Source organism: Caproiciproducens sp. MSJ-32 (assembly GCF_018918055.1).
Taxonomy (GTDB): Bacteria; Bacillota; Clostridia; order Clostridiales; family Clostridiaceae; genus Clostridium.
Genome location: NZ_JAHLPS010000100.1, coordinates 1 through 18,293 on the forward strand (window position 1 = coordinate 1; position 18,293 = coordinate 18,293).

An 18,293-nucleotide genomic window follows, 5' to 3' on the forward strand; every position below is an offset into this window, starting at 1 on the left:
TGCGCCATTTTTAAGGAGTAGAGATGAATTTATTTGAAAAACTCTTTAAAATTCATATAAAACAGTACAAAATAAGAGCTGAGCATTAGCGATTTTTAACCGCTAATGCGACAGCCCCTTTTATAATAGCCTTTGAAAAATTTATAAAATATGTTAATATGATAATTATGTAATAATATTATTTATAGAGGGGAGAGTTTACATAATTTATTTTATGTAATAATTTGTATGTTAAAAGTAACTGAAGAATTAATGATGAAAAATTATAAAATTAAGCCTGCAACTTTAGAACTTTATAAACAAGCTCTAAAGGATGTTAGGGAAGTTTTTGAAGCTTATGATGAAATAAGAGAATATAATCAAATGAAAGTTTTAAGAGCTTTACAAGAAGAAAGAATAAGCGAAGCTCATTTTACTAATTCCTCAGGCTATGGCTATGATGATATCGGAAGAGATTCCTTAGATAAAGTATATGCTAGAGTATTTAACACTGAAAGTGCATTAGTAAGACCACATTTTGTTAATGGAACTCATGCTTTAGGTTGCGCTCTAATGGGAAACTTAAGGACAGGAGATACAATGGTATGTATTTCAGGAACACCTTACGATACGCTTCATAATGTGATTGGTATAAGCGGTAAAGAAAACATAGGATCCTTAAAGGAATATGGTGTCAATTACAAACAAGTAGATTTAAAAGATGGAAAATTTGATTTTGATAAAATAAAAGAAACCTTATTAGAAGATAAGAACATAAAGCTTGTACATATTCAAAGAAGTACCGGTTATGGATGGAGAAATTCTTTTTTAGTAAGGGAATTAGGAGAAATTATAAAATTTATAAAAGACATAAGAAATGATATTATTGTCTTTGTAGACAACTGTTATGGCGAGTTTATTGATACTATTGAACCAACAGATGTTGGCGCAGATTTAGTGGCTGGATCTTTAATTAAAAATATAGGTGGAGGCATTGCACCAACAGGAGGATATATCGCAGGTAAGGCTAAATACGTTGAACAGGCTGCTTTTAGATTAACCGTTCCTGGTATAGGAGGAGAGTGTGGTTCTACTTTCGGTGTTATGAGACAATTATACCAAGGCTTATTTTTAGCTCCTCATATTGCTATGGAAGCTGTTAAAGGTGCTGTATTCTGTTCAAAAATTATGGAACTAGCTGGTTTTGAAGTATTACCTAAATATAATGAAAAGAGAAGTGATATAATTCAAGCAATTAAGTTTAAGGATAAAGAAAAATTAATTCAATTCTGCAAGGGAATTCAAAAAGGTTCTCCTATAGATTCTTTTGTAGAATGCGAACCATGGGCAATGCCAGGTTATAATGATGAAGTTATAATGGCTGCTGGAGCTTTTATACAAGGCTCTTCAATAGAATTATCAGCTGATGCCCCAATTAGAGAACCATACATTGCATATCTTCAAGGAGGACTTACCTTCGATCATGCCAAAACAGGAATATTGATAGCATTAAATAACATTATATAAATATAAAAAGCTGCTTAATTGCAGCTTTTTTAATTAATATAATCATATATTTCTATATTAATATCTTCAGAATATTTTGCAGTATACAAAATAGCATAAAACAAGTAAGAAACAGCTTTTATAGTAGATGCTGAAATAAAGGCATATAAGTAAATATTAAATCCATTTACTACAAAATAGATTATTGGAAGCAGAGATAATATAATAACCGGTATTAATAATGAGAACACAATTCTGCTTTCATTAATCCTTTCTTTAGATCTTACCTTTGCTGAAAAAACTCTTAAATAAACTTTAATATGAGCTTCTTGAAAAGCTTTTGGAAGAAACATAGTACTTAAAAAAATAAATAAGTATCCTAAAACAAAATACATAAAAACAAGTATAAATATAAACTTTATACCAACAATAATAAAGTCATTTAAAAAGTCATCAACTGATGGAAATAGTAAATATCCAAGACCAAAAGCAAAAATACAAGCTGTTATAACTCTAAATAATAGTATAATAAAATTATATTTATTCTTAGGAATATTACTTTCATCTATTTGTAAATTTTTTTCATCATCTATTAGATTATTTTTTCTATAAATGGTAATTTTCAATGTACACCTCCAAAAAAATAAGAGTCATATATTATAATATGACTCTTATCAAATTAATATGCTTAATAGGCTCTAAATAATCCTACTAATTTACCAAGTATAGAACAATCCTTAACAATAATAGGTTCCATAGTATCATTTTCAGGTTGAAGTCTTATATGCCCATCTTCTTTATAGAATCTTTTTATAGTAGCATCGTTTTCTATCAATGCTACAACTATATCACCGTTTTGAGCTGTTGCAGTTCTTTCAATTATTGCATAATCACCATCATGGATCCCTGCATTAATCATACTATCTCCAGTAACTCTTAACATAAACAATTCATTATTATGTTTAATATAATCTAATGGAATAGGAAAGGTATCTTCTATGTTTTCCGTAGCCAAAATAGGCATTCCAGCCGTAACTCTTCCAACTAAAGGCACATTAAGCATTTCTTTTTTATTAAGAGTATTCTCTATAATTTCTAATGCCCTAGGTTTAGTAGGATCACGTTTAATTAATCCTTTTTTTTCAAGTCTTCTTAAATGGCCGTGAACAGTAGAAGTTGATTTTAAATTAACAGCTTCACATATTTCTCTAACGGAAGGAGGATAACCTTTAGCTTCAGTAAATATTTTCAAAAATTCATAAATTTCCAATTGTTTATCTTTGAGTTCGTCCATTATTAACACCTCGCTTTGAAAATATTATATCATACAATAAGTTTAATATCAAACTTACGTTCTATTAAAATGATATTTCCATTAAAATATATTACATTAAAATATATTAATTGATATGATATAATCTATTTGTTATAATATAACTTATGTAAAAATAACATAGGTATAGGTGGTGTTAATCATGAATTTAAACAAATATACTGAAGATGATTATTGTGATATATATCCTAACAGAATTTGTGATAATTGCGGGGATTGTTTAAAAGAATACGGAGTAGATTTAAGAGCTATTAAAATAGAAGATATTGCTAAAACAGTTGAAGAAAATGAGTTTTTAGAGAAAGAATTTCAAGAAGTATTGGGGACAATAAAGGAAGAAAAAGAAAACTTTGAAGTAGAAACAGGAACTTTTATCGATGACAGCTATTCTTATATAGAAGAAGGCTATATAGATCATAATTATATCGATGCTTTTGATAAAGTAGAATATATTGATGATTTAGATATTTTTGCAGAAGGAGATTTTGAAGAATTAACTGAAGAAGTTTACCCTGGATTTAGAAAATATAAAGGATAAATTATTATTGAATTATCTAAACAAAATAAAGAACACAAGCAAAGAATTTTTTGCATGTGTTCTTTATTTATAATTTTGATAATGGATTAGATTTAATTGCATCTCTTAAAATTTCATCGTCAACGTGGGTATAAATTTGTGTGGTAGAAATATTCTCATGTCCTAAAATACTTTGTAAACTTCTTATATCAACATTACCATGCTTGTACATTAAAGTAGCAGCAGTATGCCTTAACTTGTGCGGAGTATACTTAGTATAATCAAGTCCAGCCTTTTGTATGTGTTTTTTTACCAGTAATTCAACAGTCCTTTTGTTTATTGGCTTAAAACGGGAGGAGAGTAGTAAGTACTCTTTTGCATCACCTACACATTTTGTATCATCTCTAACTTTCATATAATTATTTATAGCCTTCAAGCAGGCATCGTTTAAATAAACCGTTCTTTCCTTATTTCCTTTACCTATAATACTCAAAGTATCTCCTTTAATCTTATTAATTTTAATACTGCAAAGTTCTGATAAACGTATACCACAATTTAAGAATAAAGTTAGAATACAATAATCCCTATAATAATTCTTATCAGTTGGATCTAGGCTATTAAGTAGTTTCAAACTTTCATCAAGAGTTAGATATATTGGATGTCTTTTATTAATTTTTGGTGATTCAAGTTCTAAAGCTGGATTATAATCAATAATTTTAGCTTTGTTTTGCAAGAATTTAAAATATGCCTTTAAAGTTGCAACTTTTCTAGCTCTAGCATGATATCCATTATCTCTTTGTTTTTCTGTATAAGATAAAAAGGCATATAAATCAGTAAGCTTAATTTTTCTAATAAAATCATTATCAATATCTTTAAGATTAATTTCAGCTTCATAATCTTGAACTAATCCTTTATATAGTTTTAAAAATCTAAAAAACAAACTTAGGTCTATTTCATAACCATTAATTGTATTTATCGATTTTCCTTTTATTGTTTCTAAATAATTTAAAAAATCAACAACACTTTCTGGTAAATTTTTAATTTCAACTGGTTCAACGCCATACTTAGATAGGATATAATTATTACTTGAATTAATTTTTTCAGCAGAATTGATCTCTATTTTTGAACTATTTTTCTTAGCAATTTTTTTCGCTTTTTTTATACTGCGATTAAGACCCAGATCTTTTAGCCAAATCTGAATATTTCTTACCCCTGTATTATATATAGTTGCAAGCTGTGTAGTAGTCAACTTATGAATAACCGTCAACTTAAATATATCTTCAATTATAGGCTCATAAACTTTTTCTGTATTAAGCTTTTTATATTCATCATAAACTTTTTTTAATTTATTTAATTCTTTATCTGACAATTTCACCTGCAAAAGCGACATTATATCTTCTGAATAAGAATAATTTTTATATTTATTATTTTTCGCATTCAAATTCATGTTTTTTACACCTCCGAAATGCTCATTAAGCCTTGATTTTATTATATCATAGACATTTTTATTTTTCAACATAACGAATTTCACTAAATGTATATTTAGCGAAATAAATCTTGTGTATTTTATATTAAAACTTACCTAAATTAATAAAAAATCTAATATAACTAATATATAAATAGATGTTTTTTATATTATTTGACATAAAGACTTATATATTTTAATAGTTCTTATAAAAAATTAATTTTATAAGACATTCTATGTAATATTGTAATTTATAAGAATATTTTATTAATTTTTGCTATAAAAATTTTTTGTATATTTATGTTCACATTTTTATCCACTGGTGTTACTATTTATGATTTTATTAAATTCTCTAATAGTAATGATTTATAATAATTCAATAAATTTTTTATTGAATTATAAAATATATTTTTTATAAATTTTAATTGAATCAATTTATTAAATGTCATCAAATATAATTTTAAATTTAAACATAATAAATATTATGTAAAGTACTTTCTTTATTATCATAAAAGTAATTTATTTCTTAAAAACTCTAAATTAAATGATTGATTTTATCATTTAATTTAGAGTTTAACTTTTATATATTTAAATGTATTCTATCTCATAAGTTATATTGTTAAATTTTTCTCTTACTTCTTTTACCTCATCAACTTCTATTTCTTCAATTATATTTTTTAGATATTTACTTTTATATCCATTTATAAAAATAACATTCTCTTCTTTATACAGTTTAAATTTTTCGCTATTTAAATTTAGAAGCTTTATTTTAGGTTTCTTTCTTATATTAAACCAATTTTTTTCAAAATATTTATTAATTTCACTAGCATTTAAATTCTCAAAAGAATTAGTTATATATAATATAGTTTCAGGTATATCATTTAAACTTATATTTTTTCTTAAAATTGTAAATAACAGAAGATCCAAAGCTTCGAATAACTTACCTTTTTTATTATTTGTAGATTTTATTGCCTCTATGTCCTTAAACAAATCTTCTCCATTAATTTTTTTAAATTTTGGATAATCTTCAAAGTAGATATAGTAATTTTTAAATCCGCTTGAATTTAAATTTTTATATATAAGAAACATCATTATAAATACATAAATATACTTTTTAATTTTGCTTTCTTCTGTTATTGCATTTACAACCAAAGTATCATCTTTTGTGTAACTCTTAATACTTTTTAAATATTTATTAAATAATTTTATATTTAAATCTTTTTCTTCCTTTGAAGTTCCAATATTATTATATAATTCAATAATTATTGGTAAAGGGTCTTTTAATACAAAATCATCGCTATATAAATATTCTTTAAAATATATTAGATCTTCTTTTAAAAATAAATTTTTATATCTTATTATCTTCCTTAAACTAATTTCTTTATAATTTATATTATCATATCTTTTTAAGCTTAAATTTTTTTCTAAAACCCCTATTCTTTCTCTTAAAAAAGATAAAAGTTTTCTATATTCCTTACTTGAATAACCCAAACCTAATCTTGTCTCTAAAGCTAATTTTCTTGCTTCTTCAGAAGATGTATTTTCTGATTTTAGCCACTTTCCTAAATTTGAGGGCTTTTCAGCAATTATATCTTTTGATATTTGATCTCTAAACAATTCTATAACATTCTTTTGTAAAGAAGTATTAAATAAGGCATATAGATCATCATATCTTCCATACTTTGGTATTAATAATAAATTTTTTAAAATAAAATTCGGGTTAGTTTCAGCAAGATATCTTAATAGCACCTTAAAAATTCTTCTTTCTCCAAGACCATTAATTTTATCACGAATAAATATAAAAAGCTTTAGAGCCTCTTTATATTTATAATTAATACATTTTACAAATCTTGCTATTATCCTGCTCTCTTCTTCTTTTCTAATAATATTAATATTATCGATAAAATCATATAATGGATTATCCTCTGATAAAACATCCTCTCCCAGATCTATTTCTGAGAGTTTTATCATTTCATTTCTAAATTTAATTAATAAATTATCCATGCAAATTTCCTTTCATAATATTTATATACAAGACACATTATTAAATAGCTGTTAGTGCCTAAAAATACTAGATACAATTTTTTATCAGCTGTTAGTATCTCATTTAAATATTATGTTATTGTAATCCTTTTTAGACTATTAAAATTTAAGTTTTTACTTAATATAAAATTCTTTTGATTAAAGATTATCATTTTTATATTCCTCTATACGCCTGTTTAACTCTTCTAAGTATTCAAGTCTTTCATATTTATATAAAAGTTTTTCTTCCAATTCTTCCTTTTCAGCTAATAATTCATTTAATAGACCATAATTACTTGAATTTTCATTCATCTTTTTATCTATTTCCTCTATATTTTTTTCCAAGTCTTCAATATCAAAGTAAATAGTTTCAAATTCTTTTTGTTCCTTATAGCTGAATTTAGGCTTTGATGCTCTTTTATTATCACCATTCTTCTTAGTTTTTTCCTTCTTAACTGTCTTATCATCTTCTTTCGGTTGAATTATAAACCTTTCTTTAGCAATTAAATAATCACTATAGTTACCAACATATTCCCTTATACATCCTTTACCTTCATAAGCAAGAATCTTATTACATAATCTATCTAAAAAATATCTATCATGAGAAACAATAATAACAACACCTAAATACTCATCTAAAAAATCTTCAAGAATTTTTAGTGTTTCAATATCTAAATCATTTGTAGGTTCATCAAAAATTAATAAATTAGGAGATGACATTAAAACTCTTAACTTAGTAATTAAATTAACTAATGTAGTTTTGCCTACCCCATTAGGCCCCACAATTCCTATTCTATCTTCTTTCGTAAATATATAGCTAAAATCATTAATTATAATATTATCTTCATATTTCTTAGATATATTATTTATCTCAATAATTTTCTTGCCAAGTCTTTTACCGATGAAAGGTATATCAATTTCTGTATTTATTTCAGTATATTCTTCCTTTACTAACTCCTCAAATCTTTGAAGCCTTGCTTTTTGTTTTGTAGTTCTCGCTTTTGCCCCTCTTCTCACCCACTTTAACTCTTTTAAAATAAGCTTTTGTCTTTTCTCTTCTCTAGAAGCTTCAATTTGTAATCTTTCAGCTTTCTTTTCTAGATATTTACTATAATTACCGTTGTAGGAATGTAATTCTCCTCTATCCAATTCTATAATTCTATTTGTTACCCTATCTAAAAAATATCTATCATGAGTAATCATAATTAAGGATCCTTTTCTATTATTTAAATATTCTTCAAGCCATTCGATAGAATCAGAATCTAAATGATTAGTAGGTTCATCCAGCACAAGCAAATCACACGGAGCGATTAATGAAGAAGCTAAAAAAACTCTTTTCCTTTGCCCTCCAGATAATTCCCCCATTTTTTTATTAAAGTCCTTAATCCCTAATTTAGTTAATATTGTTTTTGCATTGCTTTCTAAATCCCAAAGATTCATTGTATCTATTTGGCTTTGCAATTCTATTAATTTATCACTTAAATATGAATTTTCTTTTATTTTTTCTAAAAGATCTTCATATTCCATAAGGAGTTTCATTTCCCTTGAATCACCTTTGAATATTTGTTCTAAAATCGTATCATCTTCACTATATTCAGTATTTTGTGCTAAATATTCTATTCTTACATTCTTCCCCTTAATTATATTTCCGTCAAAAAACTCTTCCCTACCAGCAAGTATTTTTAATAAAGTAGATTTTCCAGCTCCATTTAAACCAATTAATCCAATCTTATCGCCTTCACTTATACTTAAATTTATGTTATTTAATAATACTTTTTCACTATAACTTTTACTTATATTTTCTAATGTAATTAAATTCATTCTCTTCTCCTTACTATTTATATTTATATACTCATTTTAATTAAAAAGAAGATTTTGTACAACTCTTTGCACTAAAAAAGAGCTGTTTATACAGCTCTTTCTGAAACTTTAAAAGAATATTTTTTAAATAACTTCGTCATTAAAGGAACCCCTATAATAGAAACTACAACAAATTCTCCAAAAGCAACTTGTATAATTGATAATATTAAAGGCATACTAAACATAAAGTTCAATTCCCAACCAACTATTATTCCATTAAAAATTGTTGGCCATAGAGACGCTATAAGTAAGCTTATTTTATTACTCTTCATATATTTAGATGTTAAATATATAGATGCAACGCTTAAGAAGGTAGCCAAGGTTCCTAATACAACATCAATTGCTCCCAAAGGACTATTAAAGTTAGCAATAAAACATCCTAAAGTTAATCCTATTATATATAAAGGATCTACAAAAGCAAGTAACACTAATATTTCAGATAATCTAAATTGTAAATTTCCATAAGCAATTGGTGCTATTATCAGTGTTACTACAACATAAATTGCTGCAACTAAACCAGTCTTTACTAATCTGTTTGTTAAATTATTTTTCATATATATTCAACCTTTCTATATAAAATTTAAATAAAAATTAAAGGTGTCTAAAAAGACACCTCCACACTAAAAATAAATAGCATAAAATATATTCGGAAAATAAAATAGAGAATTCATAAAATGAACCCTCTATGTTATAAACAAAATTTAACGAAATAAATTTTTAACTATTACCTAGTTTTGTTTATAGACAGGAGGTTTTCGAACTGTCTTATTAAATTACTTTTTTATTATAGTTTGTTTATATTATCTTGTCAATCTATTTGCACTAATTTAGTTTTTAAAAACTCCTCTAGTTTATCATAACTTTTTACCTTATTAAGCCATATATCTCTTGTCCAAATTCTGTAACTTTCAATATTATTAGCATTTAATTCATCTTTAATGTATAAATCATCAATAATAACATATTCACCTAATTTTGATATGTCACCATCTAATAGTATTGCAATTTTCTTTTTTAACTTAATATCATTAATTAAAATAGGTATATTATAAATACCTATTTTATAATTTTGAATAAAACTATATCCTAATCCTCTAATAAATTTACATAAATCCCTCATAAAACTTTCATTTCTTTGAATAATACATTTTGTTTTAAAATTATTTTCTAATTCATCTAAATCCTCTCTTAATCTATGAAGTTCCTTATATTTCAAATCTTTTAAACAAATATTTTCTTCTCTTAGGAATAAAATAATTTTTTCCTTTAAATTTATATCTTTTATAAAGTTTAAATATTCATCTTCTAATTCTTTATCAAAAATTATTATTTTTTCAAAATTAATTAAATATTTTCTAAAATTTTCTATCCTATATAAAGATGATAAATCCGTTATAATACAAGGAAATAAATCATTATATGATTCTTCATTATCAATTTCTATTTTTTCTTTTGTTAATTTTGATATTTGTAGTTTTTCCCTTATTACATTATTCCACACAAGATTTAAAGAGTTTTTAATTAAATCATCTTTTATTTTTAAATCATTCTTTATTTCACTAAGTAAACTTTCATATTTATTTGAATTTTCTAATAAATCCTTATTTAAAACCTCGGTATTTTCTATTTCATAATGCAGCTTTAAATAATCTAAATTACTTATCAAATTCATCATTTCATCTTTATATTCTAAATTAGAATAACTATAATCTAAAATATCTAATATAATTTTATCTAAAGTATTTATATAGTTTATTGTTTCTCTAATATTTATACTAATATTAACTATCTTTTCATAAGCTTCTAATTTTTCCTTAATATCTTCTCCAGATATATAATTTTTAATTAAAGCATTATATTCCTCTTCTTTTAATATGTCCTTTAGAAAAATTACTTCATTTATATAATAATTTAAATTATTTAGATTACTAATATATTCTTCCTTTATATCGTTTTCTATATTTTTAAACTCATTAAGCTTATTTTCATATTCATTATCTATAATTTTTCTATTAAAAAATTTAAAGAAACTTTTCTTCTCCTTTTTCTTTATTAATTCTGAATTGAATTTTATATTAACAATATTAGCTAATACATCAACATCTTCTTCCTTCATGTTCTGATTCACAAAATAATTATCAAGAAAATCTTGCTTATATTTTGAATTAATTAAAGTTATCTGTAAGTTCTCTCTGTTATTAAGTTTCTTTAAATTAACTAATGCTTCTTTTAAAATAAAAATATTAATATCTTCCTTTAACACTTTAAACATAGAATTATCTATATATCTTCTATATCTTAAATATTCATCTACAATATTTGAATTAATTATTTTTTCCTTAGCATTCTTTAGTTCTCGATAACTATAATCCATAAGAGCCTTTTTAATTCTAAATCTTTTATAATAATTATATAAATAATCATATTTACTAAGTTTTTTATAAGTAATATTATATTTTTCAAGTAAGGATAAATTATTTTCATCTTTGTCATGAAGTAATTTTATAAAATTTGTTATTATATCTATCTTCCTATTAATCCTTCTTGATATAACATCTACTTTACTTATGTAAGTTTTTCCTGTTAATTCTGGAAGATTCAATATTTGTTCTCTCAAATACTTTTTAAGATTAATATTCTCAGTTAAATTAATTTCCTTTCCTTTAATTAACTTTATTATTTTGTTATCTTTTATTACATTTAAAAAGTCACTAGATATAATTAAAACTTTCTTTTTATTAAAAATTAAATTTTGAAGAATTTTTTCAAAAATGCATAATAACATATCTTCAGAAAAACCTTCTATTAATAGCATTTTATCCTTGTATTTTTCTAACGATAAATATGAAAGATAATCTAAATAATTGATTATTTTAAAATTATTAGTTTCCTTATTTAAAGCCATAATCTCCTTTGTTGCTAACCTGCAACAACCTCCTCTATAATTACTAAAAGTATCTATACATTATATTCTTAAAAGTATTAATTTATTATTAAAGCTTTTATTATATTAAGTTTATTGTCAATAATATAGATATCTTATCTTTAAAGGAGGTTATTTTTTGAATTATATAAACAAATGCATCAAATTACATTTAATAACCTTACTAATTACTACATCAATAATTTTATTTTATTTAAAAGGCCCCCTATCAATTACTTTAGATATTATTTATCAAACAAAAATTTCAAATAAAAGTATTGCAACAATAAATGATCTCAATGATTATTACGCATCAACAAATATGGATATTAGTAAATTAAAATATAAAGAAAGTAATTCTGACAATGTTTATATGGATCTATATATATCAAAAAATAAAAACTCTCCATCTCCCGTAGTTATTTATGTTCACGGCGGAAGCTGGATATTTGGTAATAATGGTATCCCCATAGGTATGGAACCCATTATAGAATCTTTTAACAAAAAGGGCTTTACTATAATAAGTCTCTCCTATGAACTCTTAAAAAAAGATATACCAATTTCAAAGCCAATATCTGATGTAAAGGATGCTATACGATGGGTATATAAGAATAAAGATATATATAATTTTAATATTGATGAAATTGGACTTATTGGAATTTCTTCTGGTGCTCATTTATCTCTTTTGGCAGCCTATTCAGAAGATGATGAATTTATCGGCGATAAAACTCTTGCAAATTATCCTTCTAAAGTTAAATATATAATAGATATTTTTGGTCCTACTGAATTATCAACTATAGACTTCACTATGATTGATGAAGATATAAAAGAGGATATAACAGCTCTAAAAAATATCGACATCATTAAGAATATATATAGCCCAATATATTATGTTAATGAGAATTCACCTAGTACTTTAATAATTCATAGTATAGAAGATGAAATAGTTCCCTACGAAAATGCTTCATCCCTATATAAAAAATTAAAAAGTAAAAAAATAGATACAAAATTATTAACTTTACAAAAAGGAAATCATAACTTTGAAGGTTATGATTCAAAAGAAATTTTCTATTTAATTTATGAAACATTTAAGTTTTTAACTAAGAATACGAGTCTTTAAAACTAACTTATAAAACTTGAATCTATTATAAAAAAATTTTTTAAAAGCAATAGAAAACTTGTTAAAATAACTAAAATATAATAAATTATTTCTTATTTATAAATCATTCATTTTTAATTATAAGAAATCTGCACACTTAAATTAGTGTGCAGCTATTTATTTAGCTTCTTTCTCTAATTCAAATAATCTTTGCCTCTCTTCTAAAGTTAAATCAACTGAACTTTCTCTCTTTTTTATAAGTTTTTCTAACTCAGCATACTTTTCATCACCAAGTTTTTTTCTAATAACTTCTGCTTTCATATTTTTTAATTCATTTTTTTCTTTACCTGATAATATTTCCCCATTTTTAACTTTATTTCTTAACTCTGTTATTCTTGTTTTTTGTGTTTGATCTAAATATCCTTCATTTTCAGGAGTCCAAAAGCTATCAAATTTCTCCTCATCTATATTTAAATTGCAATTATTGAAAACTCTAAGCGCATTTGACTTGCTTTCAATTTTATCGGAAGCTTGTACACTTTTCGCCTGAACTTCCACTGAATTAAAAACTAAACAATTAAATATAGATGATAATAAAATTATTAGTTTTAATAAGTTCTTTTTCATCTTTTGTACCTCCCTTTTATTTATTTTTCATTATTAGTATGTGAAAATTTAAAAATTTTAAATGTTGAAATATATTGTAGAATAGTTTAAATTTATTTTGGAAATAATATTATAAGTAGTTATCAATTTTCAAAATATAATAACAAATAATTAAATAAGAGAGTTAATATAGAGAATTTTAATTACTGTTAAAATTTTTCTTTCAAAAAATTAAGTTACAAACTTATTTAAGTTTATAACTTAATTTTAAACTTATAATATCAATTATTAATAATTTCTAATAAAAATATAAAAAATAAATTACCATCCTACATATACTTCCTAACAAATCTTCCTATTCTTTTTACTGCTTCTAATAAATCTTCCATGGAGGAAGCATAACAAGCTCTAATATATCCTTCTCCACACTCGCCAAAGGCATTTCCTGGAATAGCCAAAACTCTTTCTTCCATTAATAGTTTTTCACAAAATTCATCAGAACTTAATCCTGTAGCCTTTATTGAAGGGAAAACATATAAGGCTCCCAGTGGTTCAAAACATTCTAATCCCATGCTTCTAAATCCATCAACTAAAACTCTTCTTCTTCTATTATATTCTCTATTCATTTCTCTTACACTGTCATCACCATTTCTTAGAGCTTCTATTGCTGCAAACTGTGCTGTAGTTGGAGAACACATAATAGCGTATTGATGTATCTTTTTTACAGCATCTATTAAAATTCTATTACCACAAATATAACCGAGTCTCCATCCTGTCATAGCATAAGCTTTAGAAAATCCATTTATCACCAAAGTTTTATCCTTTACTTCTTCAAAACTTGCTATTGATACATGTTGATTTTCATATGTAAGTTCTGCATAAATTTCATCAGATAATATAATAATATCCTTATCTTTTAATACATCTACTATTTCCTTTAATTCCTCCCTAGTCATAATAGCACCAGTAGGATTGTTTGGAAACGGAATAACTACAACCTTAGTTCTTTCTGTTATTGCCTCTTCTAATAATTCCTTTGTTAATTTAAACTCGTCTTCTTTTCTTAAATTTATAGTTACTGGGGTTGCTCCACAAAAGGTTGTACACCCTTTATAGGCAACAAAACTAGGTTCTGGTATTATAACTTCATCTCCAGGTCCGCATAAAGCTCTTAATGCAAGATCAATTCCCTCACTTCCTCCTACAGTAACTAATATTTCATCTTTAGGATCATATTTCAAATTAAATTTTCTATTTAAATAATTAGAAATTTCATTTCTAAGTTCAATGTATCCTGCATTTGATGAGTAATGCGTATGTCCTTTCTCTAATGAGTAAATTCCAGCTTCAATTACATTCCAAGGGGTAACAAAATCAGGTTCTCCAACACCTAAAGAAATCACATCATCCATTTCATTAATTAAATCAAAATACTTTCTAATACCAGAGGGAGGCATTTCCCTAACATTTTTTAAAATCATCTTTTCTAAATTCATATAAATAATACCTCCCTATCTTCTTTCTTATTTTCTTTAAATATAGTTCCATTATCTTTATATTTTTTTAAGACAAAATGAGTTGCAGTTCCTGTTACGAACTCTTGAACAGCAAGTTTTTCTGATACAAACAGTGCAACTTCCTTCATTGATTTACCTTCAACAATGACAGTTAAATCAAAACCACCTGAAGACATTAAGTAGCAAGCTTTTACTTGTTTAAATTTATATATTCTTTCAGCTACCTTATCAAATCCAACACCTCTTTGAGGAGTAATTTTCACTTCTATTAAAGCTGTTACAGTTTCTTTTCCTGTATTCTCCCAATTAATTAAAGCTGTATAACCTGCAATTATATTATTTTCTTTAAAATACTGTATTGCTTGCTCCACTTCTTCAACGGTCTTTCCTGTCATTTTTGCTATTTCTTCATTACTATACCTACAATTTTTTTCTAATATTTCTAAAATTTCTTCCATAATAAACCTCCATATAAAAAATAAATCTCCATCCTAAACAAGGGACGAAGATAAAATTCCGCGGTACCACCCTAATAAGTAATTAAACATTACTCACTCAGTTTGAATATACATTCAAATCTCTATAACGTGAGAAATACGTCAATACCTAATTAAGAATAAACATTCTTATTTTTCAGTATGAAATTCAAAGGCTGCTTCCTTTGATCTAACATGCCGAAATCCCACCAACTTTCAGCTCTCTTAAATGATCAATCAAAGTACTCTTCCTTATCACTATCTTTAATGATATTCTTTTTTTATATTATAATAACAAACTCAACATATTTCAATAGCATTTTTTATATTTATCATGGATATATTATTGATTTTTTAATAAAATAAATATTTTTATAAGAAAATGATATTTACTAATTAGAAAAAATAGTAGAAGGAATTATTTTAGAATTTTTATCTACAAGATATATATATTTAATATTATTTTTACTTTCTTCCTTTACTTCTTTAAATATCTTTTCAACTTTTTCAATATCATTTAAAATATATTCCCCTATTTCTCTATTAATAATAGTTGCTATATTTGCTCCATCATTTATCATTTGATTAGTAACTGTGGTTCTAATTTCGTAAACAGAAATAAATGTAAAGGTTAAAGCACAGATAAATGTAAACATTACCATAGATCCAACTATTTTAGATTTTAGTAATTTAAACATCATTCTCCCCCTTTTGTTTATATACATTTAAAATGCATTTTATATTCTGTTTTATTATATTTTACTGTCAAAAACTTGTCAATGTGACATATTCTAAGCTTTTTCACACATTAAATATTTTTTAGTATAATTTAATAAATATTTAGATTAAAAAATTTAGTTATTTTTAATTTTATTATAATATAAATTAAAAATAGATATAAGTATATATAAATACCTATATCTATTTTCATAAAATTTTAATATTTTATGAGTTTATTCTAAAACTCCAATAAGAGAGAATGGTTGTGCTCTTACTATTTTAACATTTACTAAATCTCCTGCTTTAACATTTTCTGCAGTAAAATTAACTAGTTTTCCATTTCTTGTTCTTCCAGTATATTTTGTTTCATCATTCTTACTTAAGCCTTCAACTAAAACTTCCACTGTTCTTCCTTCAAAAGCCTTATTCTTCTTAATTACATTTTCATTTACGATCTTAACTAATCTATCAAATCTATCATGTTTTACATCATCAGGAACTTGATTATCCATTTTGTCTGCTGGGGTATGATTTCTTCTTGAATATATAAAAGTAAATGCTGAATCATATTCAACTTTTTTTACTAAATCTAATGTTTCTAGAAAATCTTCTTCAGTTTCTCCTGGGAATCCCACTATTATATCAGTTGTTATGCCTACATCAGGTATTTCCTTTTTAATAAGATCAATTAAATCTAAATAATCTTTTTTAGTATAATGTCTATTCATTATTTTTAATATTCTATCCGAACCACTTTGAACTGGTAAATGTATTTGTTCACAAAGCTTATCACATTCTTTAATAGCCATAATAACATCTTTTGTTAAATCTTTTGGATGGGATGACATAAATCTTACTCTTTCTAAGCCATCTATTTCATTTACTTTTCTAAGAAGCTTTGCAAAATCTATATCCTCTTCAAGCCCCTTACCATAAGAGTTGACATTTTGTCCAAGTAAAGTTATTTCTTTATATCCCTTTGATACAAGGTCTTTAATTTCAGCTATAATGTCTTCGGATTTTCTGCTTCTCTCTCTTCCTCTAACATATGGAACTATACAATATGTACAAAAGTTATTGCATCCATGCATTATTGTAACAAAGGCCTTTACATCGCTTTTTCTATCTATTGGAATACCTTCAACTATTTTTGTTTCTTTATTGAAAACTTCCTTAACTTGAACTCCTTCAGTTTGAACTCTATTTAAATATTCTGGGAACTTATATGCATTATGAGTTCCAAATATTATATTAACATAAGGAAATTTATTTAAAACTTTGTCTGCCATCCCTATTTGCTGCATCATACAACCACATATAGCAATTATTAAATCAGGCTTCTTCTTTTTTAAATGTTTTAACTCACCTAAATTTCCAAAAACTTTATTTTCAGCATTTTCTCTAACACAACAAGTGTTAAATATAATTATATCTGCTTCTTCCTTTATTTCAGTTTTAGAATATCCTATATTTTTTAACATACCAGATAATTTTTCTGAATCTTCTTCATTCATCTGGCATCCCCATGTTTCAATAAAGTATTTTAAATCTTTAACTTCTTGTTTATCCATAAACTATCTAACTCCTCCATATTAATCAATTCTAGGCTATTATACCAAAATAATTAAGTAAAATAAACTATTTATTGAATTCTTAGAACTTCTGCATTTAGATAAAATTAAAAGATAACTCTATTAATAAGTCAAATAAAAAACGCTTATTCAATAATGAATAGCGCTTATATTATATTTATATCTATTTCCTTTCAAAACTTATAAATCTAGTTCCTTGAAAGGATAGTATACCTCTATCCCCTTCAGCAATTAATCCATACTCTCTAGCTGGTAAAGCTAATTCTAATCTTTCTCCATTGCTAAACTCAAAGGTAACATAATAGTCAGTAGAACTCGTTGTGTTATGCTCATGATGATGATAATGAGATGAAGATCTTTTAGATACCACTAAAGTTTCAACAGGAATTATAGGCTGTTTATTATTAAATCTCCATTCTTTTATATTTCTAACTATTGTAAAAATAAATATTCCAAAAAATAATATAAAGAATAAAGGAAACATAAAGGAAAATACTATATCAAACATATAAACACTCCTTAAATATCTAATAAAAATAAATTATACCTATAAACGAGCAAAAACACATGAATAAATTACCATACAAAAATTAATAAAAAATAAAAACATTTATGCACCACTTTGTTATAATTAAGTTCTCAAGCATTTATGCATTCTCCTTTGTTATGTTTTGTGTG

Annotated in this window: 16 protein-coding genes and 1 other annotated feature; of the genes, 3 read left to right on the forward strand and 13 right to left on the reverse strand. The window is 24.8% G+C overall.

Going from position 1 to position 18,293, the window contains the following annotated elements:
* Positions 1 to 228: 228 nt before the first annotated feature.
* Positions 229 to 1,506 (forward strand): methionine gamma-lyase family protein, encoded by a 1,278-nt coding sequence (locus KQI16_RS10930; protein WP_216434402.1) that lies wholly within the window; start codon positions 229 to 231, stop codon positions 1,504 to 1,506.
* A 29-nt stretch (positions 1,507 to 1,535) separates the two neighbouring features.
* Here the strand turns inward: KQI16_RS10930 and KQI16_RS10935 are convergent, their stop codons facing one another.
* Positions 1,536 to 2,111, reverse strand: coding sequence for a hypothetical protein (locus KQI16_RS10935; protein ID WP_216434404.1), 576 nt, complete (start codon positions 2,109 to 2,111; stop codon positions 1,536 to 1,538).
* Positions 2,112 to 2,173: 62 nt separating this feature from the next.
* Positions 2,174 to 2,779, reverse strand: a complete 606-nt coding sequence (gene lexA / locus KQI16_RS10940; protein WP_216434406.1) for a transcriptional repressor LexA — start codon at positions 2,777 to 2,779, stop codon at positions 2,174 to 2,176.
* A 181-nt stretch (positions 2,780 to 2,960) separates the two neighbouring features.
* Between lexA and KQI16_RS10945 the strand changes: the two genes are divergently transcribed.
* Positions 2,961 to 3,356, forward strand: coding sequence for a hypothetical protein (locus KQI16_RS10945; protein ID WP_216434408.1), 396 nt, complete (start codon positions 2,961 to 2,963; stop codon positions 3,354 to 3,356).
* 67 nt (positions 3,357 to 3,423) lie between these two features.
* On the opposite strand, the gene KQI16_RS10950 is transcribed toward KQI16_RS10945, so the two are convergent.
* From KQI16_RS10950 to KQI16_RS10970, 5 genes are all read right to left on the reverse strand, one after another.
* Entirely contained in the window at positions 3,424 to 4,377 is a 954-nt protein-coding gene (locus KQI16_RS10950; protein WP_442861809.1) for a tyrosine recombinase XerC, read from the reverse strand.
* A gap of 1,011 nt (positions 4,378 to 5,388) precedes the next feature.
* A complete protein-coding gene (locus KQI16_RS10955; protein ID WP_216434410.1) occupies positions 5,389 to 6,804 on the reverse strand; it encodes a DUF2828 domain-containing protein in 1,416 nt (471 codons plus the stop codon).
* A 177-nt stretch (positions 6,805 to 6,981) separates the two neighbouring features.
* Positions 6,982 to 8,643, reverse strand: a complete 1,662-nt coding sequence (locus KQI16_RS10960; protein ID WP_216434411.1) for an ABC-F family ATP-binding cassette domain-containing protein — start codon at positions 8,641 to 8,643, stop codon at positions 6,982 to 6,984.
* An 86-nt stretch (positions 8,644 to 8,729) separates the two neighbouring features.
* Positions 8,730 to 9,236, reverse strand: a complete 507-nt coding sequence (locus KQI16_RS10965; protein ID WP_216434413.1) for a QueT transporter family protein — start codon at positions 9,234 to 9,236, stop codon at positions 8,730 to 8,732.
* A 254-nt stretch (positions 9,237 to 9,490) separates the two neighbouring features.
* Complete coding sequence (locus tag KQI16_RS10970) at positions 9,491 to 11,587, reverse strand: hypothetical protein (RefSeq protein WP_216434415.1); 2,097 nt, start codon at positions 11,585 to 11,587, stop codon at positions 9,491 to 9,493.
* A 157-nt stretch (positions 11,588 to 11,744) separates the two neighbouring features.
* On the opposite strand from KQI16_RS10970, the gene KQI16_RS10975 reads away from it, so the two are divergent.
* Positions 11,745 to 12,725, forward strand: a complete 981-nt coding sequence (locus tag KQI16_RS10975; protein WP_216434417.1) for an alpha/beta hydrolase — start codon at positions 11,745 to 11,747, stop codon at positions 12,723 to 12,725.
* A gap of 156 nt (positions 12,726 to 12,881) precedes the next feature.
* Here KQI16_RS10975 and KQI16_RS10980 read toward each other — a convergent pair whose 3' ends face one another.
* The 6 genes from KQI16_RS10980 to KQI16_RS11005 all read right to left on the reverse strand — a co-directional run bounded on the left by KQI16_RS10980 (position 12,882) and on the right by KQI16_RS11005 (position 18,123).
* A complete protein-coding gene (locus tag KQI16_RS10980; RefSeq protein WP_216434419.1) occupies positions 12,882 to 13,331 on the reverse strand; it encodes a hypothetical protein in 450 nt (149 codons plus the stop codon).
* Positions 13,332 to 13,639: 308 nt separating this feature from the next.
* The gene (locus tag KQI16_RS10985) at positions 13,640 to 14,806 is read right to left on the reverse strand and encodes an aminotransferase class I/II-fold pyridoxal phosphate-dependent enzyme (protein ID WP_216434421.1); all 1,167 of its coding nucleotides are present in this window, start codon (positions 14,804 to 14,806) and stop codon (positions 13,640 to 13,642) included.
* Positions 14,803 to 15,285 (reverse strand): Lrp/AsnC family transcriptional regulator, encoded by a 483-nt coding sequence (locus KQI16_RS10990; RefSeq protein ID WP_216434423.1) that lies wholly within the window; start codon positions 15,283 to 15,285, stop codon positions 14,803 to 14,805. Before KQI16_RS10990 ends, KQI16_RS10985 begins: the two co-directional genes overlap by 4 nt.
* Positions 15,286 to 15,322: 37 nt before the next feature.
* Positions 15,323 to 15,571: a binding site (T-box leader), on the reverse strand.
* A gap of 124 nt (positions 15,572 to 15,695) precedes the next feature.
* Entirely contained in the window at positions 15,696 to 16,001 is a 306-nt protein-coding gene (locus KQI16_RS10995; protein ID WP_216434425.1) for a hypothetical protein, read from the reverse strand.
* 255 nt (positions 16,002 to 16,256) lie between these two features.
* Positions 16,257 to 17,594 (reverse strand): tRNA (N6-isopentenyl adenosine(37)-C2)-methylthiotransferase MiaB, encoded by a 1,338-nt coding sequence (gene miaB / locus KQI16_RS11000; RefSeq protein ID WP_216434426.1) that lies wholly within the window; start codon positions 17,592 to 17,594, stop codon positions 16,257 to 16,259.
* 184 nt (positions 17,595 to 17,778) lie between these two features.
* Entirely contained in the window at positions 17,779 to 18,123 is a 345-nt protein-coding gene (locus tag KQI16_RS11005; RefSeq protein ID WP_216434428.1) for a DUF2500 domain-containing protein, read from the reverse strand.
* Between the last annotated feature and the right edge of the window lie 170 nt (positions 18,124 to 18,293).

Excerpts from the sequence above, each read along its gene's own strand:
- KQI16_RS10945 (WP_216434408.1), top strand. The coding sequence starts at position 2,961 with ATGAATTTAAACAAATATACTGAAGATGATTATTGTGATATATATCCT.
- KQI16_RS10970 (WP_216434415.1), bottom strand. The coding sequence starts at position 11,587 with ATGGCTTTAAATAAGGAAACTAATAATTTTAAAATAATCAATTATTTA.
- miaB (WP_216434426.1), bottom strand. The coding sequence starts at position 17,594 with ATGGATAAACAAGAAGTTAAAGATTTAAAATACTTTATTGAAACATGG.
- KQI16_RS10965 (WP_216434413.1), bottom strand. The coding sequence starts at position 9,236 with ATGAAAAATAATTTAACAAACAGATTAGTAAAGACTGGTTTAGTTGCA.
- KQI16_RS10985 (WP_216434421.1), bottom strand. The coding sequence starts at position 14,806 with ATGAATTTAGAAAAGATGATTTTAAAAAATGTTAGGGAAATGCCTCCC.
- KQI16_RS10955 (WP_216434410.1), bottom strand. The coding sequence starts at position 6,804 with ATGGATAATTTATTAATTAAATTTAGAAATGAAATGATAAAACTCTCA.
- KQI16_RS10980 (WP_216434419.1), bottom strand. The coding sequence starts at position 13,331 with ATGAAAAAGAACTTATTAAAACTAATAATTTTATTATCATCTATATTT.
- KQI16_RS10930 (WP_216434402.1), top strand. The coding sequence starts at position 229 with ATGTTAAAAGTAACTGAAGAATTAATGATGAAAAATTATAAAATTAAG.
- KQI16_RS10960 (WP_216434411.1), bottom strand. The coding sequence starts at position 8,643 with ATGAATTTAATTACATTAGAAAATATAAGTAAAAGTTATAGTGAAAAA.
- KQI16_RS10995 (WP_216434425.1), bottom strand. The coding sequence starts at position 16,001 with ATGTTTAAATTACTAAAATCTAAAATAGTTGGATCTATGGTAATGTTT.
- KQI16_RS11005 (WP_216434428.1), bottom strand. The coding sequence starts at position 18,123 with ATGTTTGATATAGTATTTTCCTTTATGTTTCCTTTATTCTTTATATTA.
- lexA (WP_216434406.1), bottom strand. The coding sequence starts at position 2,779 with ATGGACGAACTCAAAGATAAACAATTGGAAATTTATGAATTTTTGAAA.
- KQI16_RS10990 (WP_216434423.1), bottom strand. The coding sequence starts at position 15,285 with ATGGAAGAAATTTTAGAAATATTAGAAAAAAATTGTAGGTATAGTAAT.